A 23,601-nucleotide genomic window follows, 5' to 3' on the forward strand; every position below is an offset into this window, starting at 1 on the left:
CGTTTTTCAGGATTGATTTTTCTCCCCGCGGGATAATCGGCGGTCCCGCGCCGGAGTAGATGCGCCGATCGCATTCTCTCCGGACAATTCGAACGGGTTGCGCGCAAGGTAGGCGCGCGAGGCCAGTGGCGCCGCCATTGGTGATGGATTGATTTTTGCTGCGCGGGTTCACGTCCTGGGAGGGGACGATGATCAGGCCAGAAAGCGTTGATTGCTGCGTTGTAGTCATTGATGAGCGTGTACTGCCGTGACCAAGTGTCCCGCATGTTCAGCCCGTGTCGCTCGCGAGCATCGCTTCTGCTCTCAATGCGGCGCGCGCCTCGATCGCGCCGTGGAGCAGTCCTCCGGTCCATCGGCGATTAGCACAACTGACCGTGCGGTGCGGGTTGTTCCGCTGCATGATCATGCGGCGGTTCGGTCACAGATGTTGACCGAGAACAAGCAGGTCAGCGTTCTCTTCGTCGACGTCTGCGACTCGACATCGCTGCTCCAGCATTCCGACCCCGAGGAATCCCGCAATTATCTCGGCAAGGCGCTGAACCATCTGGCCGAAGCGGTCGGGACCTATGGCGGCACGGTCAGTCAATTGCTCGGCGACGGGCTCGTCGCCCTGTTCGGTGCGCCCGTGGCGCAGGAGGATCATGCCCTGCGCGCGTGCCTTGCCGCGCTCAAGATGCAGAGGGCAACCGTTCCCGGCCACGAGGTTCATGGCATGGCCAGTCCGATGCTGCGCATCGGCATCAATTCGGGCGAAGTCCTGGTCGGCGTCGTCGGGCAATACGGCTGGTCGCACTACGGGGCGGACGGCAAGACGATTCATCTGGCGTCACGGCTCGAAAAGATGGCGCCGCCCGGCGGCATCCTGATCAGTGCCGCGACGCAGCGCCTGGTCGCGCAGCAGATCGACACGCGGCCGGTGGGGACGCGGCCGGTGCGCGGGCTGGACGACCCGGTCGAGCTCCATGAGGTCGTGGTCGCCACTGAAAGCTCGGCGGCCGCGCCGCTGACGCGGAAGCAGCGCTGGGCGCCCCTGGTCGGCCGCGAAGAGTCTTTGCGGATCCTCACTGCAGATCTCGACATCGTTCGAACCGGCGTGATGCGGACGATCGGGCTGTGCGGCGATGCCGGGATCGGCAAGTCCCGCTTGATCGCCGACTGGATCGCCGCGCTTGCAAGTCAGGGCACGGAGGTCTGCCTTTCGCAAGCGAGAGGTTATGCAAGCGCGCGCGCCTACAGCACCGCCGCGGACCTGATCGCAAGCTTGGCCGGGTTGCCGCAAACAAGCGCGACGGACCCCCAATCCGTCCGGCAGATCCTGGCCGCCGAATGGGCCAGCGAAGGTGCCGCGCATCTGGCAGCGGTCAATGACTTGCTGGGTCTGGCGGCGCCGGACGAGGCCTGGCTGGCGCTGAATCCGGTCCAGCGGCGGCGCCGGATCGGTGATGCATTGCTGTGGCTCGTGCGCAGACGCGCCCAGGCAGGTCCGTTCGTGCTCGTGCTCGAGGATGTCTTCCTGGCCGACCGCGAGAGCCGGCGGTTGTTCGAGGCGCTGCTTCCAAAGCTTCAGGGTCTGCCCATCCTGGTCTGTGTCAGCTATCGACCCGATTTCGAGCATCAGTGGCGCCAGGCCCCGTGGTTTGCGGAGCGCCTGATCGAGCCCCTTCGCGACGGCGAGCTGCTCAGGCTGGCGCGCGCCCTGATGGGGGACGATCTGTCCGTGCTCGGCATCATGAACGAACTGGTCGCGCGCGCCGACGGCAATCCCTTCTTCCTGGAGCAGTTGGTCATCACGCTGATCGACGACGGATCGCTGGAGGGAACGCCGGGGGCATACCGCCTGCAGCGACCGCCCGGAGAGCTGCGCGTGCCGGGCTCGATCGCCGCGGTGATCGGCGCGCGCGTCGACAGGCTGCCCGAAGCTGCCAAGTCCGCGCTCGAGGCGGCGGCGATCCTCGGCGACCCCATCACGGGCGAACTGATCGCCGCGATGCAGGCCGTGGACTTGGGGCGTGCCGAAGAATTGCTGGGTCTTTGCGTTGCATCCGGGCTGCTGACCGGACCGGATCAGGCGCTCGGCCGGCTCGAGCAGCACGCGTTCGCGTTTCGCCACGCACTGGTGCGCGACGTCGTGCTCGGCACCCTCACGCGGACGCGGCTCAAGGCGCTGCATCGCCAGGCCTTCCTGGCGCTTCATGCGCGGCCGGGAGCGGCCGAGGCGGATATCGCGCCGGCGCTGGCGCACCATGCCTTCAAGGGCGAGGAATGGGAGCAGGCGGCGAGATTCACCGTCAAGTCGATGGCGCGTGCGATCTCGCGCTCGGCCAATCAGGAAGCGCTCCAGCTGTTCGAGAAGGGTCTTCAGGCAGCCCGCCGTGTCGATGACGCCTCGGTTGCGCAGACCCTGGAGCTGGCGCTTCGCCTGGAAGCCATCGGAGCGATGCTGGCCCTCGGGCAGATCGACGACATCTTCAGCAATATGGAGCGTGCGGAAGCGATCGCGGTGCAACTGAACGATCAGCGCGCACGGGCGGCGGTGTCGACCGAGACGGCGGTCTTCTTGTGGATGCGCGGTCGCTTCGAGCAGGGTCTGCGCTACGCCACGCGAGGGCTCGACGCGGCCCGCCTGGCGCAACGCCGCCACATGATGATGGCGGCGCATCAGACCCGCCTGATGAACCTCCACGCTCTCGGTCGATACGCAGAGGCCGCCATGGAGGGGCAGATTCTGCTCTCCGACTACGGACCTGAGCTGTCAGCGCATTGCGTCCAACCCGGATGGGCCGCCATCCCTATCATCAATCTGTATGCGTTTCATGCCAGCACGCTCTGGCGGCTCGGAGACAGTGCAAGGGCACACGCGTTCTGTGCCAAGGCCTATGAGATCCTGTCGAGCATCAACCATCCCTATTCCCGTCTGCTGATCGACACCGTCCAGTCGCAGATCTGGATCGAGAGCAGGGATCTCGATCGGGCCGAGACCTTGATGCGCACCGGCGTGCAGCAATGCATGACGCATAACGTCCCGACCATGCTGTCGGTTTGCACGGGTGTTCTCGGCAGCGCGCTCGCGCGCAACGGCAAGGCCGCCGAGGCGGCGACGATGCTGGAGAAGGGGTTCGCCGACCGCATCTACGAGGCGGCCGGGCCCTACGGCCGGACGTTCATGCGCGTGAGCCTCGGCCTGGCCTATCGCAAGCTCGATCGGCTCGACGACGCCATCGCGGTCGGTCGCAAGGCCGTCGAGGACGCCGCCGAAGAATACGGTCACCAGACCGAAGCCGTTTACGAGCTTGCGGAGACCTTGCGGCAGGCCGGCGATCTCGCGGGCGCCGAAGCGCATTTCAGGCGGGTCGCGGAGGCAGCGGAGCGTCTGGGCATGCCCCACTATCAAGGACGGGCCGCCGCGGTGCTCGCAGATTGGCGGAAGGACGGGTACGCAGCATGAAACTCTCAGCCGGCACTCCTGATGCAATGCCGCCAGGGCTCCGCAGCCTCCTCTACGGAATCTTTTGCTGGGCCAATCGTCATCCGGGCGCTTTGCGCGCGGTCGGTGCGGTGCTTCGGCATTGGCCGTTCGTCGGCGGCTGGTTGGGCATGGCGGCCCGGGCCGACGCTGTCAAAAAGGTGCTGACCCGGCCTAACAGTTTCTCCAACACCGCGCACGCGGCGAACCTGTCGGCCGGCGACTATCTGATCGGCATGGATCCCGACGCCACATACAAGGGGGATAGGCTTCTGCTGGATGATCGGTTGGCTGTCCTGGACGCGACATTGCCCGCCGCGGCCGATCTTGCGGCCCGAGATTATGTTGAGAAGCTTCGGCTGATCGGCAAGAGAAAATCGTTCGATCTCATCGAGGATTACCTGATGTGGATCGTGTTTCGCGCAATGCATCCCCTGTTTGGGGAGGCGACCAACAAGGTGGCAGCGGGCGCGACCGGAAGCCTCGATGATCCCGGGCTGCAGCGTCAATATCTCCTCGAGATCCGCTATGTGGCGGGGCAGCTACTGGCTGGCAGCTCGGCGACGCTGAGAGTGCAGCGCAGGGCTGAACTCAACGCTGACGCACTGAGATCGCGTATCGCCGGCGTCGGCAACGACATCCAGCTCGCATGGGGGACGTCCTGTCCGTTCAATGTCATCAAGCGGAACGCCGTTGGCCTCGCCTGGATCTCGCATCCGGTCACCGTGCAATCGGGGGCGCTCGCCGTGCAAGAGCTGCTGGGGCGCCCTGATGTTCACAAGGCATTGCGCGAGCAGGCGCAGCGGCTCCTGAAAATGGGTCCGAACCAGGTTTGGGAGGACCAGGCCTTCCGCAAGCTGGTGCAAGATCATGTCCTCGAACTCTTGCGTTTCCGCCCGATTTTTCCGCTGCTCGCGCGCGATGTGCCGCGCGACACGGAATTCGAGACGGGTGCGCGGCACAATGCCAAATGCCCCGCCGGCGGAAAGATGGCGATCTGGGGGATCGCCGCAATGTTCGATACCGCGATAGACAAAGACATCAGCCAATTTTCTCCGGCGCGCAACTGGGGCACGAACGAAGATCTGCGCTGGCTGATGTTCGGATACGGTACCCGCCAGTGTCCGGCCATGGTCTACGCGGTCAAGATCCTGACCAGCGCGCTGATCGGTCTGTTGATCCTGCCCGAGCTGCAACTGACGCGGGGCGAGGGCAAGCCCGTCACCTATGACGGACCGCTCATGTCGCGGATGCGCGTGAGTTTCATTTAGCAGGCGGGAGAAGGACGGGCATGCTCAAGATAGTCCGCCAGCAGATGATCTGCATCGCAGTGCCAGGCTGGAACGGCACGACCGATCTTTCGGAAGACAGCCCCGTTTCCAAGGGGCTGTACTCTCTGTTCCGAGACGTCGAGGTGGTCCAATTCGCCTCCATCGCGTTGCTGCCGGCGAGGGCCGACGCAGTCGACAAGAGGCCCTGGTTGATGCTCGAGCTTGCGATCGAAGAGGGAATCGATCCCTACGATATGATTTACCGGCTCGTCTACCATTGGAGCGAGGCGATGTGGTCGCTGTACAGCTCCTTCTGGCCGAGCGATGCCACTGCGCTGCGGAGCGAACGCAACGACAAGCTGCACAAGATGTTGATGAAGCATCTCAGCATCGCCGATGGCGGCTTCATCGGCGCCCGCGACCGGACGGCTCGACAGATCGAGAAGGAGCAGGAGCTGCTTGAGTGGACGCGAGACGAGGCGCGGGCCATGAAGCAAGCCATGCTGTATGGCGATGATCGCGCTGCGTTCGCGCTGGCGCTTGCGCAACGGGCATTCCAGAATCGTCGTTTCGGCTGGGCGCTGGATCCGGCGCCGCGGTCGTACTGGCGCGGCAAAGGCGCGAGCATCTCCGCAAAAGCCGGTTACGTGCTAACGCTGTTCGTGCTGTGGCTACTCGCAGTCTGGCTGGTCGGCGCAGTGCCGCGCGGTGCGCTTGGCATCTACACTTGGTTGTTCGGGCCGCCTTATTCCGGCGTGACGGACGTCGTGGCCTTCATTTCAATGGCGAGTTGCTGGGTACTTGGCGTCAGTATCCGCATCGTACTTGCGCTGCTCGGGCTCGGGGTCTTGGTATGGCTCCTCCTGATCGCTCTGCCAGCCCTTTCCAGGACGTGGCGACGCTGGCTGGAGAGCGTGGGGCGCGAGCTCGACCGGCCCACGGAAACGTGGTCGTCATGGCTTACCTATCGGATCGGACTGTTGCTCAGCGTGCCGATCGCTTTCGCCCTCGTCGCGCTCGCGTTCGCCTTTATCTTCTCGCCCTGGACGATCGTGGACGCATACAAGGCATGGACTGCCAACCTTTTCGGGTGGCAGATCATCGCCCTGGTCGTTCTCGCGATCGTCGTGTTGATCTGCGCGGTCGGCCTGCTGTCCCGGATCAATCAGGATCTCGCGATGGTTGGCAACTGGTTCTTTCAACCTTACGAAGAGGATGTGCTGCGTGCCCAACAGGTCGATCCATCGATCGACAACAGCGAAGGGCTGGTGGTGCGCGAAACCGCCCATATGGTTAGCCTGACGGATCTCCGCAGTCCGAACGGCTGGAGTGCCTGGTGGATCCGGGTGTCGCTGCGCATCGTGACACTGTTTGGACGTGTGATCTTCACCGAGAGCCGGCTGGGAAGTGCGCCGGGCATTCATTTCGGCCATTGGCACATCATCGAGGACGGGCGCCGCTACCTGTTCTGCTCGAACTACGATGGCAGTTTCGGCGGCTATCTCGACGATTTCATCAATGGTGCCACGATCGGGACCAACCTCGCCTGGCGGTGGACCACGTTGAAGCCCCGTGGTTCGGCAGCGATCGGACAGCCCGCCGTCGTTCATGCGCGCAGCTTCCCGCCGACGCGATTTATCGTATTCCGGGGCGTGAAGTGCGAGCTTCAGTTCAAGTCATATGCGCGCGACAGCATGCTTCCGCACATGTTCCGCTTCGACGCCCGCAAGGAGTCGGTCGACCAGATCAACCTCGCGACCGGACTGCGCGACGCTCTGTTCGGAGCGCGCAACGACAGCAACGACGACCTAATCATGAGGGCGATCGAATCATGAAAGCGCCGGCAGCGCATCTCGCGCATCATTTCGATGACATCCAGGGAATGCTGAGGAGCGGCTACGGCTGGCTGCAAGACAGTCGGTTCTGGCTGCTGACGATCCGGGACGGGAAGGAGACGGCGGCCCGGGCGTGGCTCGCAAAATTCGTGGAGAGCGGCGTCGTTGCCAACGCAGAAGAGGTCGGGAAGTCGAGAACGCATCCAATCGCGAAGGCTGCGGCGATCGCGTTCAGTTTCTCGGGGCTGGCAAAGCTCGGATGCGTGGAAGACACCCTTCATCCGTTCCCGACGCCCTTCCGCAGTGGCATGGGCAGCGATGCGCGCGCGTTGCTGCTGAGGGACAATCCCCGCGCATGGCGCTGGTCCGACGTCGATGGCGACAGCGGCGATGCCGTACATGTCCTGATTGCGGAATGGACGGAGAGAGACGTCGGGCCGATCATTTCGCGCCCGGATGAGACGATATTCAGCGCCATCCAGGTCGATAACGATCCTTGCTCATTTCAAAAACTGGAAGGCGACAACGAAGAGAAATTGCGCGAAGCATTCGGGTTTCGCGACGGCTTGGCGCAGCCCGTCATCAAAGGATTGAAGCAAGACGACAGCTTCCGACCGCGCCGGTCAGAGAAAGACAAGAAGCAGGCCGATACGCTGTATGACGACAGCGTCGTCCAGCCTGGCGAGTTCATCCTGGGCTATCGCAACGAATATGATGAGCTCACTTATTGCCCCGACGTGGTGGGATGGAGGCAGTCAGGTCTCGCCAATCACCACGGCGGTCGGTTTGCCCTGAACGGAAGCTATCTCGCCGTGCGCCAGATCGAGCAGGACGTCGAGGCGTTCAGCGCCTTTCGGCAGGCGAACGGTCAAGACATCTGCAATAAACTGATGGGCCGCCAGGACAATGGCTGGCCGCTCGCGTGGAAATACGACCCGAGCAATCCAAAAACGGATTCGGAACTTGACGCGTTCCGCTACCGTGTCGACGACGCCAACGGCTTCACCTGCCCGAAGGGGGCTCACATTCGACGGGTGAATCCGCGGGATACGCTCGGCGTCGACATTGAGTCGAGCATCAAGTCGACCAAGTTGCACAGGCTTCTTCGTCGCGGCCGGCCGTATCGCGAGGACAGCAACGGCGAGACGCGCAAGGGGATCTTCTTCATCGCCTGCAATGCGGATCTCGAGCGGCAGTTCGAGTTCGTCCAGCAGCGTTGGGCGCGGAATCCGAGTTTCGTCAACCTTCACGCCGATGATCCGTTCGTCGGGTCGTCCGACCCTCAGACCTTCCCGAAGGCCTTGTCGTTGCCGGGTCTGCCGAGCGGTGGAGAGGTCTCCCTGGCGAACTTCACAACGACGCTTGGGGGAGGCTACTTCTTCCTGCCGGGACTTGCGGCGCTCAAGTTCATCGTCGGTGAGGAGGGGGCTACAAAGTTCGCGACATCGGAAGTGGCCGAAGCTGCGGCCCCCTGAAAGCCGCGAAGTCGGACCTCAGTCCTGCGGCTCGGACGCCTCATCGCCCTGCGCGTCGATGCGCAGCCAGCCCGAGGGGGCGAGGCGCTGCTGCGGCAGGAAGCGGGCCTTGTAGTCCATCTTCTTCGAGCCCTCGATCCAGTAGCCGAGATAGACGTAAGGCAGCCCTTGCCGGCGGGCGCGGGCGATGTGGTCGAGGATCATGAAGGTGCCCATCGAGCGGCTCACCTGGCCCGGCTCGAAGAACGAATAGACCATCGACAGGCCGTCGCTGAGCACGTCGGTGAGCGCCACCGCGATCAGCTCCTCGCCGCGGCCGGTGATGCCGCTGTCGGGCCCGCGCTTGCGGTATTCGATGATGCGGGTCTCGACATGGCTGTCCTCGACCATCATGGCGTAGTCGAGCACCGTCATGTCGGCCATGCCGCCATGGCGGTGGCGGGCATCGAGATAGGCCCGGAACACCGAATATTGCTCGGAGGTCGGGACCGCGCTGCGCTGCTCGCCGATGATGTCGGAATTGCGCGCCATCACCTTGCGGAAGTTGCGGGAGGGGCGGAACTCGTTGGCGACGACCCGGACCGAGACGCAGGCGCGGCACTGGTCGCAGGCCGGCCGGTAGGCGATCGACTGGCTGCGGCGGAAACCGCCATGGGTCAGGAGGTCGTTGAGATCGCCGGCGCGCTCCCCCACCAGGTGCGTGAACACCTTGCGCTCATGCCGGCCCGGCAGATAGGGGCACGGAGAGGGCGCCGTCAGGTAGAATTGGGGGGTGTCGCGCGAGTGCTGGGTCAAGGGACGTCGTGGGCCTCCGAAGTGGGTCTCAGCATCGCGCTACGGAAGCCCTTGGTCAATTGGTCTACTCGGCAGGTCAGGTCAGACAGCTTAAGTGATCCAGGTTGATAGGTCCTTGATCGCCAGCTTCTCAGTATGTCCTTGCGCCCTGCGGCATGGGCGCGCGGACGGAGGTGTTGATCACGACCGTTCCCAGCACGATGTCGTGCAGCAGGCGCCGGCGGCCGTTGAACAGGCCGACCAGCACCACGAAGGGCGTCAGGAACGAGACCGAGACCCAGAACAGCACGGCATGGGTGGCGCCGAGCACGAAATAGCCTGGCGCCCCGTACCAGGTGCGCAGCTCCAGATCCATCAGGCGCATGCCGATCGTGGCGGAGGAGGGGCCGCCGATACAGGCGCCATAATAGACGATGGCCCAGACCACGGAGGCCGGCCAGGCGATCCAGAACAGCGCCCAGCCGATCCCGAGGGTGACCACGCCGAACAAGGCGATGAAGATGTAGCCGAGGATCACCGGGACCGAGATCACGACCATGTCGATCAGGAAGGCGAACACCCGCCGCGTCGCAACGCCGCGGAACAGTTCCGGGTGCAGATAGGGATCGTAGGCATGCGGTTGCACCCCGCCGTCATTGCGCCAGGCGCCTGAATTGCCCGTCTCGTACGACATGTCCGTCCTCCCAAGGGGGAAACAGAGGGAAAACCCTCGAGGCAGGACATGGGAACAGGCTCTCCCCCTGCCAAGGGCGCAGGGGCATTAACAAGCCGAAATATTCCGGCGATTCGGGGGCGGGGAGGATTGGTATTGGGAGAGCCGATACCGGTGCCGCATATTCGGTGTCGTCCCCGCGAACGCGGGGATCCATAACCACAGGGAGCAGTTTGGCGAAGACGAGAAGTGGATCTCTTCGCCGGTACCAATAGTCGGCATCGCCGATAGATCACGCGGTATGGGTCCCCGCGTTCGCGGGGACGACGGCGGAGATTGTTGTGCCAGCTTATCCTTGGCTGCGCAGCTTCTCCGCCGCCTTCGGCGCGAAATAGCTCAGCACGCCGTCGGCGCCGGCGCGTTTGAAGGCGAGCAGGCTCTCCATCATCGCGCGCTCGCCGTCGAGCCAGCCGTTGTTCGCAGCCGCTGCGATCATCGCGTATTCGCCCGACACCTGATAGGCGAAGGTCGGCATCGCAAAAGTGTCCTTCACGCGGCGCACCACGTCGAGATAGGGCATGCCGGGCTTCACCATCACCATGTCGGCGCCTTCGGCGATGTCGAGCTCGACCTCGCGCAGCGCCTCGTCGGTGTTGGCGCTGTCCATCTGATAGGTGCGCTTGTCGCCGGTCAGCGTCTTGGCCGAGCCGATCGCGTCGCGGAACGGGCCGTAGAAGGCGGAGGCGTATTTGGCCGCATAGGCCATGATCTGCACGTCGGATTGACCTGCGCGATCCAGCCCCTCGCGGATCGCGGCCACGCGGCCGTCCATCATGTCGGAGGGCGCGATGATGTCGCAGCCGGCCTCGGCCTGCACCAGCGCCTGGCGCACCAGCACGGCGACCGTCTCGTCGTTCAGGATCCTGCCGTCCGAGATCAGGCCGTCATGGCCGTGGCTGGTGAAGGGATCGAGCGCGACGTCGCAGAGCAGGCCGATCTCGGGAAACTCCTTCTTGATCGCGCGCACCGCCTGGCAGACCAGATTGTTCGGGTTGGTCGCTTCCGAGCCTTCCTCGTCGCGCAGGGACGGCTCGGTATAGGGAAACAGCGCGATGCAGGGGATGGTGAGCTTCATGGCGCGCTCGGCCTCGCGCACGGCCTGGTCGACGCTGAGACGTTCGACGCCGGGCATCGAGGCGACCTGCTCGCGCTTGTTGTTGCCGTCGATCAGGAATAGCGGCCAGATCAGATCGTCGGTGGTGAGCACGTTCTCCCGCACCATGCGCCGGGCCCATTCGGCCTTGCGGTTGCGGCGCGGGCGGACGGTCAGATCGAGGGCATGGGGCACCATCGTGCCCTCGTGGCGCGAGACCTCGCGCAATTCGATCGGACGTCCGTATTTGATCGCCATCACTCTTCCTCCGGCTGGAATTATTCTTATACCAGCTCGCACGGTTCCCGTCACCGCGGCTTGACCTGCCGCAAGGCAGAGTTGAACGGACGGCGCGGCCGATTGATTTTGCGGGGCGAAGCAGCCACAAGGGGTCCATGTCCGAGATCTCCACCCGCGATGCGGCCCGCGACGGCACGAGGGACGCTGCCAGAGACACCGCCAGAGAGACGGCGCGGGAGACCGCCATGTCGGTCGCTGCGATCTCGTCGGAGCGGACCGAGTCCGACGACAATGTCTGGACGCGCCGCCTGGTGCTGTTCCTGCGGGTGATGGCGCTGCTGTCGATCCTCAAGGGGCTCTATCACTGGGCGCAGGTCACCGGCTTCGTCGGCGGCGAGGACGAGGCGTTCGAGAACCAGTCGATGGCTTGGCAGGCCGCCACCGTCTACTTCGCCGTGATCGAGCTCGTCGCGGCGGTCGGCCTGTGGCTGGCAACGCCATGGGGCGCGGTGGTGTGGCTGACCACCGTGGTGTCGATGGCGGTGATCGAGCTGATGTTCCCGGGAATCTACGGCGGCAGCCTGATCGTCGTCGGCGTCGAAGCCTTCATGCTCGCCGCCTATCTCGCGCTGGCCTGGATGGCCGCGCGCGAACGGCCGCCGTAGGGCGGCTCGCAAATATCGAAAATGCTCTCGTGCCCCGGACGCTGCGCAGCACGCAGTGATGCGCCGCTGAGCCGGGGCCCATCTCTCCGAGATCTCGTTTGTGGCTTTCTGGGTCCCGGATGTTCGCTCCGCTCGTCCGGGACACGAGAGCGGGGCCTGCTTCGTCCTGCCCGTTTGGTTGACCGCTGGTTGCCTAAAATTTGCGGTAAGTTTTCGTTGACCAGCCGGTTCCGCCACAGCTCTTACGCGCGCGTTTCGAAACGGGGCGGGGCTGTTCTGGAATGCGACAGTTGGGCCGGACGGAGGGTGAACAGGACCTTGCGAAGGTCAACAGAGGGTTGCGAAAAGTGCTTGTGGCACAGGCTTAATCCGCAATTCACTGTCTTAAATTCATGATCTCTTTATTCTCTTATTTAAGCCGATCTTCAAACGCGCCCCTTAAGTTGCACCTATCAGACGGGACACAAGTTTCGTCGAATAAGTGTCGATAAAAACGACAACAGGGGAAGTGTCATGATGAAAGCCGTCGCAACTGCGGCAGATACCGCAGAGCGCGTCTCCGGCCAGCAGGGTTCGGTGCAGTCGCTCTATCTGGAAGCTTTGACTCTGGTGGAGCGGCTGCATCGCCGGCTCCTCGACGTGATCAAGGACGAATTCGATCGCCGGGGCCGCGCGGACATCAACTCGGTGCAAGCGCTCCTGCTCTACAACATCGGCGACAAGGAGCTGACCGCGGGCGAGCTGCGCACGCGCGGTTACTATCTCGGCTCCAACGTTTCCTACAATCTGAAGAAGCTCGTCGAGCTCGGCTTCCTCGATCATCAGCGCTCGCGCGTCGATCGCCGCTCGGTGCGCATCCGCCTGACCCCGCAGGGCCAGGAAGTCCGCCGCATCGTCGATGCGCTTTATCAGAAGCACGTCAAGACGGTCGAGCAGGTCGGCGGCATCTCGGGCGAGGAGTTCTCGACCCTCAACAAGTCGCTGCATCGCCTCGAGCGGTTCTGGACCGACCAGATCCTGTATCGCCTCTGATTTTTCCAAGGGACAAGGCCAAGCCGGCCCGCAACAAGACCGGCAAGCCTCCCGAAACGTGCCTGACTTCCCCAAGCGCGCTGGCCCGGAGTTGCCCCGGACCGGCGCGTTTTCATTTTGCACCTGCGAAAAAATTCGCGGCTGCGAGGAACCAGTTCCGCCCCTGGCGCTTATCTCCTTCGGATCGGAGACATTGCGATGCTGATCGAGCGCGGGCTTCAGGCGATGAACGTGGAACTCGTGAGCGAGGCCTACGCCATCGCCGCGAACTACCTTCGCCGCTCCGGCGCCATCCCCGATACGCTCGTCACCAACGAACGCCTGCTCGAGGTGATCATCAAGCTGATCCAGCACGGTGAATTCAACAAGATCAGGCTCGCCAACAAGGCGATATCGAGGTTTCAGGCGGAGTCTGAGGTCCGCGCGGTTGCCTGATCAACAGTCCCAAACCATCGACGAACCAGAGGGTGCCATGGAAGCCGCCATCGACCGCATCATGCAGACCTATGACCTGCTCGCCAACCGCACCGCCGCGGCCAGCGAGGAGGCGAGGGCCAAGGTCACGAACTACCTCACCACCCTGATGGAAGCCGGCGAGAAGGACCCGCACAGGTTGACAGTCTGCGGCCTGACTTATTTGCGCCAGCTCGACGGCAGCGTGGACCCGGTGAAGGCGGGGTATACCGGGCTGTGACGTGACATCGGCCGCTGTCCCGCGGCCAGGGGTGAGACTTTAAGGCCCGACTCGGCCCCATTTCGGGTTTAGGCGGTCGGGCGGTTCCTCGAACCCGCCCCGGCTGCCGAAAACCTCCAATCCCCACCATATCTTGCACAAATATCAAGCCCGACCCGCAAACCCTTGGCCTGTTGCGGGCGATGTGGTAGATCGCGCTCGCCGCTTCCGATCGCCACACCAGACCCGCCCGTAGCCCGCCAAAAGGCTGCGGCGGTGGAGATATTCGCAAGATGACCTCAGCCAAGACCGCCTCCGCGCCCGATTCGTTTTTCACCGCCTCGCTCGAGCAGGCCGACCCCGAAATCGCTGCTGCCATCAAGGGCGAGCTCGGTCGTCAGCGCCATGAGGTCGAGCTGATCGCCTCCGAGAACATCGTCAGCCGGGCCGTGCTGGAAGCGCAGGGTTCGGTGATGACCAACAAATACGCAGAGGGTTATCCGGGCGCGCGCTACTATGGCGGTTGTGAGTGGGTCGACGTCGCCGAGAATCTTGCGATCGATCGCGCCAAGAAGCTGTTCGGCGCCAAATTCGCCAACGTGCAGCCGAACTCCGGCAGCCAGATGAACCAGGCGGTGTTCCTGGCGCTGCTGCAGCCCGGCGACACCTTCATGGGCCTCGACCTTGCGGCCGGCGGCCATCTCACCCACGGCTCCCCCGTCAACATGAGCGGCAAGTGGTTCAAGGCCGCGCACTACACCGTGCGTCGCGAGGACCAGATCATCGACATGGATGCGGTCGCCAAGCAGGCCGAACAGGTCAAGCCGAAGCTGATCGTCGCCGGCGGCTCGGCCTATTCGCGCGCCTGGGACTTCAAGCGCTTCCGCGAGATCGCCGACAGCGTCGGCGCGTATCTCTTGGTCGACATGGCCCACTTTGCCGGCCTCGTCGCGGGCGGCGTGCATGCCTCGCCGGTGCCGCATGCCCACATCACCACGACGACGACGCACAAGTCGCTGCGCGGCCCGCGCGGCGGCTTGATGCTGTGGAATGACGAGGCGCTGACCAAGAAGTTCAACTCGGCGATCTTCCCGGGGCTGCAGGGCGGCCCGCTGATGCACGTGATTGCGGCCAAGGCGGTCGCCTTCGGTGAAGCGCTGCGTCCGGACTTCAAGGTCTACGCCAAGAACGTCGTCGAGAACGCCAAGGCGCTGGCGGAAGCCATGAAGAGCCACGGCTTCGACATCGTCTCCGGCGGCACCGACAACCATCTGATGCTGGTCGACCTCCGCCCGAAGGGCCTGAAGGGCAACGCCTCGGAGAAGGCGCTGGTTCGCGCCGCCATCACCTGCAACAAGAACGGCATTCCGTTCGACCCCGAGTCGCCCTTCGTCACGTCAGGTATTCGTCTGGGCACGCCGGCGGCGACCACCCGCGGCTTCGGCGTCGCCGAATTCCAGCAGGTCGGCGGCATGATCGCCGAGGTCCTCAACGCGATCGCGCAGTCCTCCGACGGCAAGGCGCCGCTGGTCGAAGCCGCGATCAAGGAACGGGTCAAGGCGCTCACCGACCGGTTCCCGATCTATCAGTAAGGCCAAGAAAACCGGTTAAGGTCATCGGATGCGCTGCCCGAACTGCAACAGTCTCGATACGCAGGTAAAGGACTCGCGTCCGACCGAGGACTCTTCCGTCATCCGCAGGCGGCGCGTGTGCGTCGCCTGCGAATTTCGCTTCACCACCTTCGAGCGCGTGCAGCTGCGCGAGCTCACGGTGATCAAGCGCAACGGCCGCCGCGTGCCGTTCGACCGTGACAAGCTGATGCGCTCGGTGTCGATCTCCTTGCGCAAGCGGCCGGTCGAGCCTGAAAGGGTGGAGAAGATGGTCTCCACCATCGTGCGCGAGCTCGAGACCGGCGGCGAGGCCGAGATCTCGTCCGAGGTGATCGGCGAGACCGTGATGGAGCATCTGCGGACGCTCGACGACGTCGCCTATGTGCGCTTCGCCTCCGTCTACCGCAATTTCCGCGAGGCCAAGGATTTCGCCGACGTGCTCGGCGAGCTCTCCGGTGAGGAGGAAGCGCGGCTCGCCGCGATCCGCAAATGATCTTCCGTATCCTGGAAGATCAGTTCGCGCAGAAGGCCCGCGAGGCCAAGGACGCCGATCTTCGTTTCATGCAGCTGGCGCTGGCGCTGGGCAGGCGCGGGCAGGGGCGCACCTGGCCCAATCCGGCCGTGGGCGCCGTCATCGTCAAGGACGGCGTCATCGTCGGCCGCGGCTGGACGCAACCGGGCGGGCGGCCGCATGGCGAGCCCGAGGCGTTGCGGCGAGCCGGCGAGGCCGCGCGCGGCGCCACGCTCTACGTGACGCTGGAGCCGTGCTCGCATTTCGGCAAGTCGCCGCCCTGCGCCGACGCGGTGATCGCCGCCGGCATTAAGCGGGTGGTGGCGGCGATCGAGGATCCCAATCCTGATGTCGCAGGGCAGGGCCATGCACGCCTGCGTGCCGCCGGCATCGCGGTGGACGTGGGCCTCTGCGCTGCGGAAGCGGCGTTCGACCATGCCGGCCATTTCCGCCGCATCAGAGACAAGCGTCCGCACGTGATCCTGAAGCTCGCGGTCTCGCCCGACGGCAAGATCGGCGCCGCCGGCGGCAAGCCGGTCGCGATCACGGGGGAGGCGGTGCGCAATCGCGTGCATCTGCTGCGCGCGCAGAGCGATGCGATCCTGATCGGCATCGGCACGGTGCTGGCGGACGATCCGCAGCTCAATTGTCGCCTGCCGGGCATGGAGGCGCGCTCGCCGGTGCGTGTGGTGCTCGACCAGAGCCTGCGCATCCCCGCTTCAAGCCAGCTCGTGCGCTCCGCGCGCGAGACGCCGCTTTGGGTGATTGGGTCCGAGCTTGCAGAAGCCGCGGCGGCGACCCGCCTGGGCGCGGCCGGTGCGCAAATCATGCGCATGCCGCCGAACGGTGCATCCGGGCTCGATCTTCCGGCCGTGCTGCATGCGCTGGCCGAGAAGGGCATCACGCGGCTGATGGTCGAGGGCGGCAGCCGCGTTGCGGCCTCGTTCGTGTCCGCCGACCTCGCCGACGAGATCTGGCTGTTCCGCGGCGCGGAAGAGGTGGGCCCTGCCGGCGTCGATGCGCTCGATGCATTGCCCCTGTCGAAAATCACGCAGTCGCCGGCCTACAAGGTTCATGCTAGCGAAACGTTCGGACAGGATACTTCCAAGGATACTCTCACTATCTACGAGCGCGCGTAATGTTCACCGGCATTGTCACCGACATCGGCGAGATCGTCAGCTTCACGCCCGTGGCGCAGGGTCAGCTGCACCGGCTGCGCATTGCCTGCAGCTATGACCAGGCCACCATCGCCGACGGCGCCTCGATCGCCAGCAACGGCGTGTGCCTGACGGTCGTTGCCTCCGGCGTCGCAGGCGGCAAGACCTGGTATGACGTCGATGCTGCGGCGGAGACGCTGGCGCTGACCACGGCCAAGCACTGGAAGCTCGGCACGAAACTGAACCTCGAGCGGGCGCTGAAGATCGGCGACGAGCTCGGCGGCCATATCGTCGCCGGCCATGTCGACGGGATCGCGACCATCGTCAGCCGCGAGGACCTGCCCGACATGGCGCGGTTCTTCCTCTCGACCACGCGCGAGCTGGCGCGGTTCATCGCCACCAAGGGCTCGATCACGCTCGACGGCGTCTCGCTGACGGTCAATACGGTGAAGGACGTGACCTTTTCCGTGCTGATCATTCCGCATACGCTCGAGGTCACCACGATCGGCGGCTGGAAGGCGGGCAGTGAGGTTAATATCGAGGTCGATCTGATGGCCCGCTATGCGGCGCGGCTGACGGAAATGAAGTGACGGCCGAGCCGTCATTCCGGGGCGATGTGAAGCATCGAACCCGGAATCTCGAGATTCCGGGTTCGCTTCGCGCCCCGGAATGACAGTTTCTAACTTGGCTTATGTGCTTGCGGCGACTACATAACGCGCCGACCCCCCTAGAACGGATCTTAACGATGGCAGACGCGCGGCGCGCACCCCTGAAGGACCAGACCGACATTTCCGGCGCGCGCGCGCTTGTCGTCGAGGCAAGGTTCTATGACGATCTCCAGGACGCGCTTCTGGACGGCGCGGTGACCGAGCTGAAGGCGGCCGGCCTGACCCATGACGTCATCACCGTTCCGGGCGCGCTGGAAATTCCGGCGGCCGTGGCCATCGCGGTGGATGCAGCGGCGGCGAACGGCAAGCCCTATGACGCGGTGATCGCCCTCGGCTGCGTGATCCGCGGCGACACCATCCACTTCGAGATCGTCTCGCAGGAATCCTCGCGCGCGCTGATGGACCTCGCCGTGGCGCGCAAGCTGCCGCTCGGCAACGGCATCCTTACCGTCAACAACGAGGACCAGGCCTGGGCACGGGCGCGCGCCAGCGAGCTCAACAAGGGCGGCGATGCCGCGCGCGCGGCGCTGGCCATGCTGCGCATCAAGCGCCGCCTGGCGCGGGCTTAAGGCCATGGCTGAACCGAAGAAACCGGCGGCGGCTGGAGAGAAGAAAGCGAACCGGCGCGGTGCGGCGCGGCTCGCCGCCGTCCAGGCGCTGTATCAAATGGATATCGCGGGCGCCGGCATCAACGACATCTTCGCCGAGTTCGAGAGCCATTGGCTCGGCAACGAGGTCGAGGGCGACACCTATTTGCCAGCGGAAGCCGCGTTCTTCCGCGACGTCGTCTCCGGCGTCGTGCGCGACCAGAAAAAGCTGGATCCCTTGATCGACGAGGCGTTGTCGAAGGGCTGGCCGCTCAAGCGGATCGAGGCGATCCTGCGCGCGGTGCTGCGGGCAGGGGCCTATGAGCTCCAGCACCGCAAGGACGTGCCGGGCCGCGTCGTCGTCTCCGAATATGTCGATGTCGCCAACGCCTTCGTCGACCGCGAGGAGACCGGCATGGTCAACGCCGTGCTCGACCAGATCGGCCGGCAATTTCGCGGCGACGAGTTCGGGCGGGGGTAAATCGGGACGACGACCTCCGCCGTAGCCGTCACCCTGAGGTGCCGGAGCGAAGCGGAGGCCTCGAAGGGCGGCGGCGTGCCACTAAAGGTGCACCTCGGCCGCGCATCCTTCGAGGCTCGCAAGGGCTCGCACCTCAGGATGACGGGTCTGGTTATCGTGACGCAGGACCAATACCGAGCTTCCCCCGAAGACTCCCTCATCGCGCGCTATTTCAAGCCGCTGGCGACCGATCCCGGCGCGTTCGGGCTGGTCGATGATGCTGCGGTGCTGTCGTCAGCCGGCGACGATATCGTCATCACCACCGACGCCATCGTCGAGGGCGTGCACTATCTTGCCAGCGATCCCCCTGACACCATCGCGCGCAAGGCGCTGCGGGTGAACCTGTCCGATCTCGCGGCGAAAGGAGCGACGCCGGCAGGCTTCGTGTTGACGCTGGCGTTGCGAGCCAAGGAGGATTCCTGGCTCAGGCCGTTCGCGGACGCACTGGGCGAGGACGCGAAGAGCTTCGGCTGCCCGCTGCTCGGCGGCGACACGGTGTCGACGCCGGGCCCGCAGATGATCTCGATCACCGCGTTCGGCCGCGTGCCGAAGGGACGTATGGTCGGCCGCACCGGCGCGCGGCCGGGCGACCGCATCCTGGTGACCGGTACGATCGGCGATGCCGCCCTCGGTCTCGACTTGCTCACCGGCGGCGCAGGCGTGCTGACGGTTGACCAGGTTGCGCGGGACCACCTGATCAATCGCTACCGCGTTCCGCTGCCGCGCAATGCATTGGCCGGCACCGTGCTCGCCCATGCGAGCGCAGCGATGGATGTATCCGATGGCCTGGCGGGTGATCTCGCCAAGCTCTGCGCCGCCTCGGGCGTCAGTGCCTTGGTCGAGGCGCATCGCGTCCCGCTATCGCCGCCTGCTGCTGCCGCGGTCTCCGCTGTCGGCTTTGAGAAGCTCGTGTCCGGCGGGGACGATTACGAAATCCTGTGTGCGGTTCCGCAATCGCGCTGCGCGGATTTCACACGGGAAGCCGACCTGGCGGGCGTTCCGGTCACCGCGATCGGCACTATCATCGCCGTCCAACAGATCCCGCGATGGACGGACGCGGAAGGCCGCGACGTGACGCTGCACCGTCTTTCCTATAGCCATTTCTAGCCCTGGTGCGACCGAACGCCCGAGGGCAGACGAGCGCAGTCTCTCTGCTTTGCCGGAAAAAGCGGGTAATATCGGCAATCGCGACTGATGGACTTGATTCGGATGACGACGGCTTCGACGGAAAGCAAGCTGCAGCCCGTTCCCGGCAGGGAATGCGGAAGCTGCTCGCTCTGCTGCAAGGTCTACTACATTGACGAAATCCAGAAGGCCGCCGGAAAGTGGTGCGGGCAATGCAAGCCCGGCCGCGGATGCAAGATTCACGACAATTTGCCGAGTCAGTGCGCGCAGTTCGAATGCCTTTGGCGAACCGACGCGGCGATGCCGGCGCAATGGAAGCCGGATCAGGCGAAGATGGTGGCCACCATCCATCCGATCAGCCAGAACATCCATATCCAGGTCGACCCGGGCCTGCCATCGGCATGGAGCCGGCAGCCGTATCATGGTCATTTGCGGCAATGGGCGACGAAGAACATGCCGAAGGGCATCTACGTGGTGGTTTTCGTCAACGAGCTGGCAACGCTAGTGCTGCCTGATCAGGATGTGGCGCTTGGTCCTGTGAGACCCGAGCAGACGATCGCGGTTCGCTTGGAGCCCGGTCCCAACGGTGGTGTCTACGAGGTCAAGGTCTCAACGCTGCGGACGATGGATGATGGTCAGACACTCGAGATCGCATCCTCATCCCGCCATCCCGTGAAGTCCGCGGCCTAGGCATGGCCACGGGCGGGCTTAGCCCGGTTTGGAGGTATCCCGCCCGCGCTGCGGCAACCGGCGGCCAAATGCTGCTTTGGATCCAGCCTAAATACATGCCGAGATCGGCGTTTTCGGCCTCATCCGGCGTTGCACCCTCAATTTGATTTTGGCAAGCTTGTTGGCGACTGAAGCCGCCCCTTTTGGGCAAGGGGCGGTTTTGTTCGAAATCAAGGCGCCGCACCGCACGACGGACAACAAAGGCGCCGGGGGTACATCAAGGATCTGAGGCAAAAATCACATGACAGCATTATGGTTGATTGTGCTCTGCGGAGTGCTTTCCGTCGTCTACGCGATTTGGGCGACGTCTTCGGTGTTGAGCGCGGATGCGGGGTCGCCGCGCATGCAGGAAATTGCAGGAGCAGTCGCTGAGGGTGCGCAGGCCTATCTGCGGCGCCAGTACACGACGATCGGGATCGTCGGCGTCGTGATCTTCATCTTGCTTGTCTATTTCCTCGGTATCTACGTTGCCGTCGGGTTCCTGATCGGCGCCGTCCTGTCGGGGGCGGCCGGCTTCATCGGCATGAACGTCTCGGTCCGCGCCAACGTGCGCACGGCCCAGGCCGCGACGACGTCGCTCGCCGGTGGCCTCGAGCTCGCCTTCAAGGCCGGCGCGATCACCGGCCTTCTGGTCGCGGGTCTCGCGCTGCTCGGCGTGACGCTCTATTTCGGCTTCCTGGTGCATTCGCTGAAGCTTGCGCCTGACAGCCGTATCGTCATCGATGCCATGGTGGCACTCGGCTTCGGCGCCTCGCTGATCTCGATCTTCGCGCGTCTCGGCGGCGGCATCTTCACCAAGGGTGCGGACGTCGGCGGCGATCTCGTCGGCAAGGTCGAGGCCGGCATTCCCGAGGACGATCCGCGCAACCCGGCCACCATCGCCGACAACGTCGGCGACAATGTCGGCGACTGCGCCGGCATGGCCGCGGACCTGTTCGAGACCTATGCGGTGACCGCGGTCGCCACCATGGTGCTGGCCGCGATCTTCTTCGCCAAGACGCCGATCCTCGCCAACATGATGACGCTGCCGCTCGCGATTGGCGGCATCTGCATCATCACCTCGATCATCGGCACCTTCTTCGTCAAGCTCGGGCCGAGCCAGTCGATCATGGGCGCGCTCTACAAGGGCCTGATCGCAACCGGCATCCTGTCGCTGATCGGCATCGCGCTGGTGATCTACTACCTGATCGGCTTCGGCAAGCTCGACGGCGTCGACTATACCGGCATGGCGCTGTTCGAATGCGGCGTCGTCGGCCTCGTCGTCACCGCGCTGATCATCTGGATCACCGAATACTACACCGGCACGGATTATCGTCCGGTGAAGTCGATCGCCCAGGCCTCGGTGACCGGCCACGGCACCAACGTGATCCAGGGCCTTGCCGTCTCGATGGAAGCGACCGCGCTGCCCGCGATCGTGATCATCGCCGGCATCCTGATCACCTACAGCCTCGCCGGGCTGTTCGGCATCGCGATCGCGACTGCCACCATGCTGGCGCTGGCCGGCATGGTTGTCGCGCTCGACGCCTTCGGCCCCGTCACCGACAATGCCGGCGGCATTGCCGAGATGGCGGGCCTGCCCAAGGAGGTGCGCAAGTCCACCGACGCGCTCGACGCGGTCGGCAACACCACCAAGGCGGTGACGAAGGGCTACGCGATCGGCTCCGCCGGTCTCGGTGCTCTCGTGCTGTTCGCGGCCTACAACCAGGACCTCAAGTTCTTCGTTGGGGACTCCGCGCACCATCCCTACTTCGCCGGCGTCAATCCGGACTTCTCGCTGAACAATCCCTACGTCGTGGTCGGCCTCCTGTTCGGCGGCCTGTTGCCGTATCTGTTCGGCGCGATGGGCATGACCGCGGTGGGCCGTGCCGCCGGCGCGATCGTCGAGGAGGTTCGTCGCCAGTTCCGCGAGAAGCCGGGCATCATGCAGGGCACCGACAAGCCGGATTACGGCAAGGCGGTCGACCTGCTGACCCGCGCGGCGATCAAGGAGATGATCATCCCCTCGCTGCTGCCGGTGTTGTCGCCGATCGTCGTCTACTTCCTGATCTACGCGATCGCGGGGGGCGGTGTGGCCGGCAAGTCGGCGGCGTTCTCGGCCGTCGGCGCCATGCTGCTCGGCGTGATCGTGACGGGTCTGTTCGTCGCGATCTCCATGACCTCGGGCGGCGGCGCCTGGGACAATGCCAAGAAGTACATCGAGGACGGTCATTTCGGCGGCAAGGGCTCTGACGCCCACAAGTCGGCGGTGACCGGCGACACCGTCGGCGATCCCTACAAGGACACGGCGGGCCCCGCGGTGAACCCGATGATCAAGATCACCAACATCGTGGCCCTGCTGCTGCTGGCGATCCTGGCGCACTGAGCCTCGCAGACGTGACAAGAGAAAACCCCGCGGCGCGAGCCGCGGGGTTTTGCGTGAGAAGAACCTCGTTCGCTGCATGCGAACAAATACGGAGATCAATCCATGTCGCTCTCATCCGCCCGCAATTATGCACTCCGCGCCGCCAAGTCGCAGGACCAGAAGGAGGCCTCCGAACTGTTGTCCAAGGCCATCCTGGAACTCGCTCTGGCGATCGAGGCCACCGATGCCAAGGTCAAGAAAATCAACAAGGCGTCCTAAGGCGCGATGGGATCAGGTTGAATCGTCATCGCGTACCTGCGCGAACACCTCCTTTGCGGCAAACAGCCCGTTGAGCGCGGCCGGGAAGCCGGCATAAACGGCCATCTGCATCAGGATCTCGACGATCTCATCGCGGCTGAGGCCGACATTGAGGCCTGCCTCGATATGCACCTTGAGCTGAGGTGTCGCGTTCCCCATGGCCGCGAGCGCTGCGATCGTTGCGATCTCGCGCGAACGGAGGTCGAGCCCGGGCCGTGAGTAGATGTCACCGAATGGAAATTCGAATATGTAGGTGGCGAAGTCCGGGGCGATGTCGCCGAGCGCCGCCACGACCTTGTGGCCGGCGTCTCCGTCGATTTCAGCGAGCGCGCGACGACCGCGCTCCAACCGGCTTTCGCCGGCGTTCGGCAAGTGTTGCGTCATATTCTTTCATCCTCTGTTCCGTTTCGGCATAACCGCCGATCTTGGTGTCGAGGACGAGAAGACAGGCATTGAGTTCGTCGACATGGGCACGCACGCTTTCCCGGTGCCGCTCCAGCAGTGCGCGCCGCTCGGCCTCGGTGCCGCTGCCTTGATCCCGGAGCTCCGCGTAAAGCAGCATGTCCCGGATCGGCATGCCCGTCGTCTTCAGGCGGCCGAGAAACTCGATCCAGACCAGGATCGAGGGATCGTAGTCACGTCGGCTCGATCGATCCCGATCGGCGTAAGGCAACAACCCGATCCGCTCGTAGTAGCGGATCGTATGGGCCGTGAGGCCGGAACGCTTTGCGAGTTCGCCGATTTTCATGCCTGTCTCTCATCACGACGCACGGAAACTACG

The 23,601-nt window shown here is 64.4% G+C and carries 23 protein-coding genes; 18 read left to right on the plus strand and 5 right to left on the minus strand.

Annotated features, from left to right (window positions below; genetic code table 11):
- Positions 1 to 424: 424 nt before the first annotated feature.
- From Q0743_RS28530 to Q0743_RS28545, 4 genes are read left to right on the plus strand one after another with little or no spacing between them, the layout of a single operon-like run.
- On the plus strand, positions 425 to 3,445 hold the full coding sequence (locus Q0743_RS28530) for an adenylate/guanylate cyclase domain-containing protein (RefSeq protein WP_298244793.1): 3,021 nt from the start codon (positions 425 to 427) through the stop codon (positions 3,443 to 3,445).
- A complete protein-coding gene (locus Q0743_RS28535) occupies positions 3,442 to 4,734 on the plus strand; it encodes a cytochrome P450 (protein ID WP_298244794.1) in 1,293 nt (430 codons plus the stop codon). Before Q0743_RS28530 ends, Q0743_RS28535 begins: the two co-directional genes overlap by 4 nt.
- Before the next feature lie 20 nt (positions 4,735 to 4,754).
- Positions 4,755 to 6,569, plus strand: a complete 1,815-nt coding sequence (locus tag Q0743_RS28540) for a hypothetical protein (RefSeq protein WP_298244795.1) — start codon at positions 4,755 to 4,757, stop codon at positions 6,567 to 6,569.
- Complete coding sequence (locus tag Q0743_RS28545) at positions 6,566 to 8,044, plus strand: Dyp-type peroxidase (protein WP_298244796.1); 1,479 nt, start codon at positions 6,566 to 6,568, stop codon at positions 8,042 to 8,044. Before Q0743_RS28540 ends, Q0743_RS28545 begins: the two co-directional genes overlap by 4 nt.
- An 18-nt stretch (positions 8,045 to 8,062) precedes the next feature.
- On the opposite strand, the gene Q0743_RS28550 is transcribed toward Q0743_RS28545, so the two are convergent.
- The 3 genes from Q0743_RS28550 to hemB all read right to left on the minus strand — a co-directional run bounded on the left by Q0743_RS28550 (position 8,063) and on the right by hemB (position 10,902).
- Positions 8,063 to 8,839: an arginyltransferase gene (locus Q0743_RS28550; protein ID WP_298244797.1), complete on the minus strand. Its 777-nt coding sequence runs from the start codon at positions 8,837 to 8,839 to the stop codon at positions 8,063 to 8,065.
- A gap of 130 nt (positions 8,840 to 8,969) precedes the next feature.
- A complete protein-coding gene (locus Q0743_RS28555; protein WP_298244798.1) occupies positions 8,970 to 9,512 on the minus strand; it encodes an RDD family protein in 543 nt (180 codons plus the stop codon).
- Positions 9,513 to 9,840: 328 nt separating this feature from the next.
- Entirely contained in the window at positions 9,841 to 10,902 is a 1,062-nt protein-coding gene (hemB, locus tag Q0743_RS28560; RefSeq protein WP_298244799.1) for a porphobilinogen synthase, read from the minus strand.
- A 137-nt stretch (positions 10,903 to 11,039) separates the two neighbouring features.
- On the opposite strand from hemB, the gene Q0743_RS28565 reads away from it, so the two are divergent.
- The 14 genes from Q0743_RS28565 to Q0743_RS28630 all read left to right on the plus strand — a co-directional run bounded on the left by Q0743_RS28565 (position 11,040) and on the right by Q0743_RS28630 (position 22,781).
- Complete coding sequence (locus Q0743_RS28565; RefSeq protein ID WP_298244800.1) at positions 11,040 to 11,549, plus strand: DUF6163 family protein; 510 nt, start codon at positions 11,040 to 11,042, stop codon at positions 11,547 to 11,549.
- Positions 11,550 to 12,062: 513 nt separating this feature from the next.
- Complete coding sequence (locus Q0743_RS28570; RefSeq protein ID WP_018320040.1) at positions 12,063 to 12,581, plus strand: MarR family winged helix-turn-helix transcriptional regulator; 519 nt, start codon at positions 12,063 to 12,065, stop codon at positions 12,579 to 12,581.
- A 198-nt stretch (positions 12,582 to 12,779) separates the two neighbouring features.
- On the plus strand, positions 12,780 to 13,016 hold the full coding sequence (locus Q0743_RS28575) for a hypothetical protein (protein WP_298244801.1): 237 nt from the start codon (positions 12,780 to 12,782) through the stop codon (positions 13,014 to 13,016).
- Positions 13,017 to 13,053: 37 nt separating this feature from the next.
- Complete coding sequence (locus Q0743_RS28580) at positions 13,054 to 13,275, plus strand: hypothetical protein (RefSeq protein ID WP_028144414.1); 222 nt, start codon at positions 13,054 to 13,056, stop codon at positions 13,273 to 13,275.
- A 272-nt stretch (positions 13,276 to 13,547) separates the two neighbouring features.
- Positions 13,548 to 14,846: a serine hydroxymethyltransferase gene (glyA, locus tag Q0743_RS28585; RefSeq protein WP_298244802.1), complete on the plus strand. Its 1,299-nt coding sequence runs from the start codon at positions 13,548 to 13,550 to the stop codon at positions 14,844 to 14,846.
- A gap of 28 nt (positions 14,847 to 14,874) precedes the next feature.
- Positions 14,875 to 15,357 (plus strand): transcriptional regulator NrdR, encoded by a 483-nt coding sequence (gene nrdR / locus Q0743_RS28590; protein ID WP_027529969.1) that lies wholly within the window; start codon positions 14,875 to 14,877, stop codon positions 15,355 to 15,357.
- Positions 15,354 to 16,514, plus strand: a complete 1,161-nt coding sequence (gene ribD, locus Q0743_RS28595; protein ID WP_298244803.1) for a bifunctional diaminohydroxyphosphoribosylaminopyrimidine deaminase/5-amino-6-(5-phosphoribosylamino)uracil reductase RibD — start codon at positions 15,354 to 15,356, stop codon at positions 16,512 to 16,514. Before nrdR ends, ribD begins: the two co-directional genes overlap by 4 nt.
- Positions 16,514 to 17,122, plus strand: coding sequence for a riboflavin synthase (locus Q0743_RS28600; RefSeq protein WP_298244804.1), 609 nt, complete (start codon positions 16,514 to 16,516; stop codon positions 17,120 to 17,122). Before ribD ends, Q0743_RS28600 begins: the two co-directional genes overlap by 1 nt.
- A gap of 155 nt (positions 17,123 to 17,277) precedes the next feature.
- On the plus strand, positions 17,278 to 17,769 hold the full coding sequence (ribH, locus tag Q0743_RS28605; protein WP_092228692.1) for a 6,7-dimethyl-8-ribityllumazine synthase: 492 nt from the start codon (positions 17,278 to 17,280) through the stop codon (positions 17,767 to 17,769).
- 4 nt (positions 17,770 to 17,773) lie between these two features.
- Complete coding sequence (gene nusB / locus Q0743_RS28610) at positions 17,774 to 18,268, plus strand: transcription antitermination factor NusB (RefSeq protein WP_298244805.1); 495 nt, start codon at positions 17,774 to 17,776, stop codon at positions 18,266 to 18,268.
- A gap of 138 nt (positions 18,269 to 18,406) precedes the next feature.
- A complete protein-coding gene (thiL, locus tag Q0743_RS28615) occupies positions 18,407 to 19,414 on the plus strand; it encodes a thiamine-phosphate kinase (RefSeq protein ID WP_298244806.1) in 1,008 nt (335 codons plus the stop codon).
- A gap of 102 nt (positions 19,415 to 19,516) precedes the next feature.
- Entirely contained in the window at positions 19,517 to 20,122 is a 606-nt protein-coding gene (locus tag Q0743_RS28620; protein ID WP_298244807.1) for a hypothetical protein, read from the plus strand.
- A gap of 280 nt (positions 20,123 to 20,402) precedes the next feature.
- Positions 20,403 to 22,523, plus strand: coding sequence for a sodium-translocating pyrophosphatase (locus tag Q0743_RS28625; RefSeq protein WP_298244808.1), 2,121 nt, complete (start codon positions 20,403 to 20,405; stop codon positions 22,521 to 22,523).
- A gap of 102 nt (positions 22,524 to 22,625) precedes the next feature.
- Positions 22,626 to 22,781, plus strand: coding sequence for a hypothetical protein (locus Q0743_RS28630; protein ID WP_298244809.1), 156 nt, complete (start codon positions 22,626 to 22,628; stop codon positions 22,779 to 22,781).
- A gap of 12 nt (positions 22,782 to 22,793) precedes the next feature.
- On the opposite strand, the gene Q0743_RS28635 is transcribed toward Q0743_RS28630, so the two are convergent.
- Both Q0743_RS28635 and Q0743_RS28640 read right to left on the minus strand, forming a co-directional pair.
- Entirely contained in the window at positions 22,794 to 23,204 is a 411-nt protein-coding gene (locus Q0743_RS28635) for a carboxymuconolactone decarboxylase family protein (protein WP_298244810.1), read from the minus strand.
- Positions 23,140 to 23,568 (minus strand): MerR family transcriptional regulator, encoded by a 429-nt coding sequence (locus tag Q0743_RS28640; protein WP_298244811.1) that lies wholly within the window; start codon positions 23,566 to 23,568, stop codon positions 23,140 to 23,142. Before Q0743_RS28640 ends, Q0743_RS28635 begins: the two co-directional genes overlap by 65 nt.
- Positions 23,569 to 23,601: the final 33 nt, after the last annotated feature.

Source organism: uncultured Bradyrhizobium sp. (assembly GCF_936943645.1).
Classification (GTDB): Bacteria; Pseudomonadota; Alphaproteobacteria; order Rhizobiales; family Xanthobacteraceae; genus Bradyrhizobium.

Coding starts and splice junctions, on each gene's coding strand:
- Q0743_RS28530 (WP_298244793.1), top strand. CDS start 425: ATGTTGACCGAGAACAAGCAGGTCAGCGTTCTCTTCGTCGACGTCTGC.
- Q0743_RS28535 (WP_298244794.1), top strand. CDS start 3,442: ATGAAACTCTCAGCCGGCACTCCTGATGCAATGCCGCCAGGGCTCCGC.
- Q0743_RS28540 (WP_298244795.1), top strand. CDS start 4,755: ATGCTCAAGATAGTCCGCCAGCAGATGATCTGCATCGCAGTGCCAGGC.
- Q0743_RS28545 (WP_298244796.1), top strand. CDS start 6,566: ATGAAAGCGCCGGCAGCGCATCTCGCGCATCATTTCGATGACATCCAG.
- Q0743_RS28555 (WP_298244798.1), bottom strand. CDS start 9,512: ATGTCGTACGAGACGGGCAATTCAGGCGCCTGGCGCAATGACGGCGGG.
- hemB (WP_298244799.1), bottom strand. CDS start 10,902: ATGGCGATCAAATACGGACGTCCGATCGAATTGCGCGAGGTCTCGCGC.
- Q0743_RS28565 (WP_298244800.1), top strand. CDS start 11,040: ATGTCCGAGATCTCCACCCGCGATGCGGCCCGCGACGGCACGAGGGAC.
- Q0743_RS28570 (WP_018320040.1), top strand. CDS start 12,063: ATGATGAAAGCCGTCGCAACTGCGGCAGATACCGCAGAGCGCGTCTCC.
- Q0743_RS28575 (WP_298244801.1), top strand. CDS start 12,780: ATGCTGATCGAGCGCGGGCTTCAGGCGATGAACGTGGAACTCGTGAGC.
- Q0743_RS28580 (WP_028144414.1), top strand. CDS start 13,054: ATGGAAGCCGCCATCGACCGCATCATGCAGACCTATGACCTGCTCGCC.
- glyA (WP_298244802.1), top strand. CDS start 13,548: ATGACCTCAGCCAAGACCGCCTCCGCGCCCGATTCGTTTTTCACCGCC.
- nrdR (WP_027529969.1), top strand. CDS start 14,875: ATGCGCTGCCCGAACTGCAACAGTCTCGATACGCAGGTAAAGGACTCG.
- ribD (WP_298244803.1), top strand. CDS start 15,354: ATGATCTTCCGTATCCTGGAAGATCAGTTCGCGCAGAAGGCCCGCGAG.
- Q0743_RS28600 (WP_298244804.1), top strand. CDS start 16,514: ATGTTCACCGGCATTGTCACCGACATCGGCGAGATCGTCAGCTTCACG.
- ribH (WP_092228692.1), top strand. CDS start 17,278: ATGGCAGACGCGCGGCGCGCACCCCTGAAGGACCAGACCGACATTTCC.
- nusB (WP_298244805.1), top strand. CDS start 17,774: ATGGCTGAACCGAAGAAACCGGCGGCGGCTGGAGAGAAGAAAGCGAAC.
- thiL (WP_298244806.1), top strand. CDS start 18,407: ATGACGGGTCTGGTTATCGTGACGCAGGACCAATACCGAGCTTCCCCC.
- Q0743_RS28620 (WP_298244807.1), top strand. CDS start 19,517: ATGACGACGGCTTCGACGGAAAGCAAGCTGCAGCCCGTTCCCGGCAGG.
- Q0743_RS28625 (WP_298244808.1), top strand. CDS start 20,403: ATGACAGCATTATGGTTGATTGTGCTCTGCGGAGTGCTTTCCGTCGTC.
- Q0743_RS28630 (WP_298244809.1), top strand. CDS start 22,626: ATGTCGCTCTCATCCGCCCGCAATTATGCACTCCGCGCCGCCAAGTCG.
- Q0743_RS28635 (WP_298244810.1), bottom strand. CDS start 23,204: ATGACGCAACACTTGCCGAACGCCGGCGAAAGCCGGTTGGAGCGCGGT.
- Q0743_RS28640 (WP_298244811.1), bottom strand. CDS start 23,568: ATGAAAATCGGCGAACTCGCAAAGCGTTCCGGCCTCACGGCCCATACG.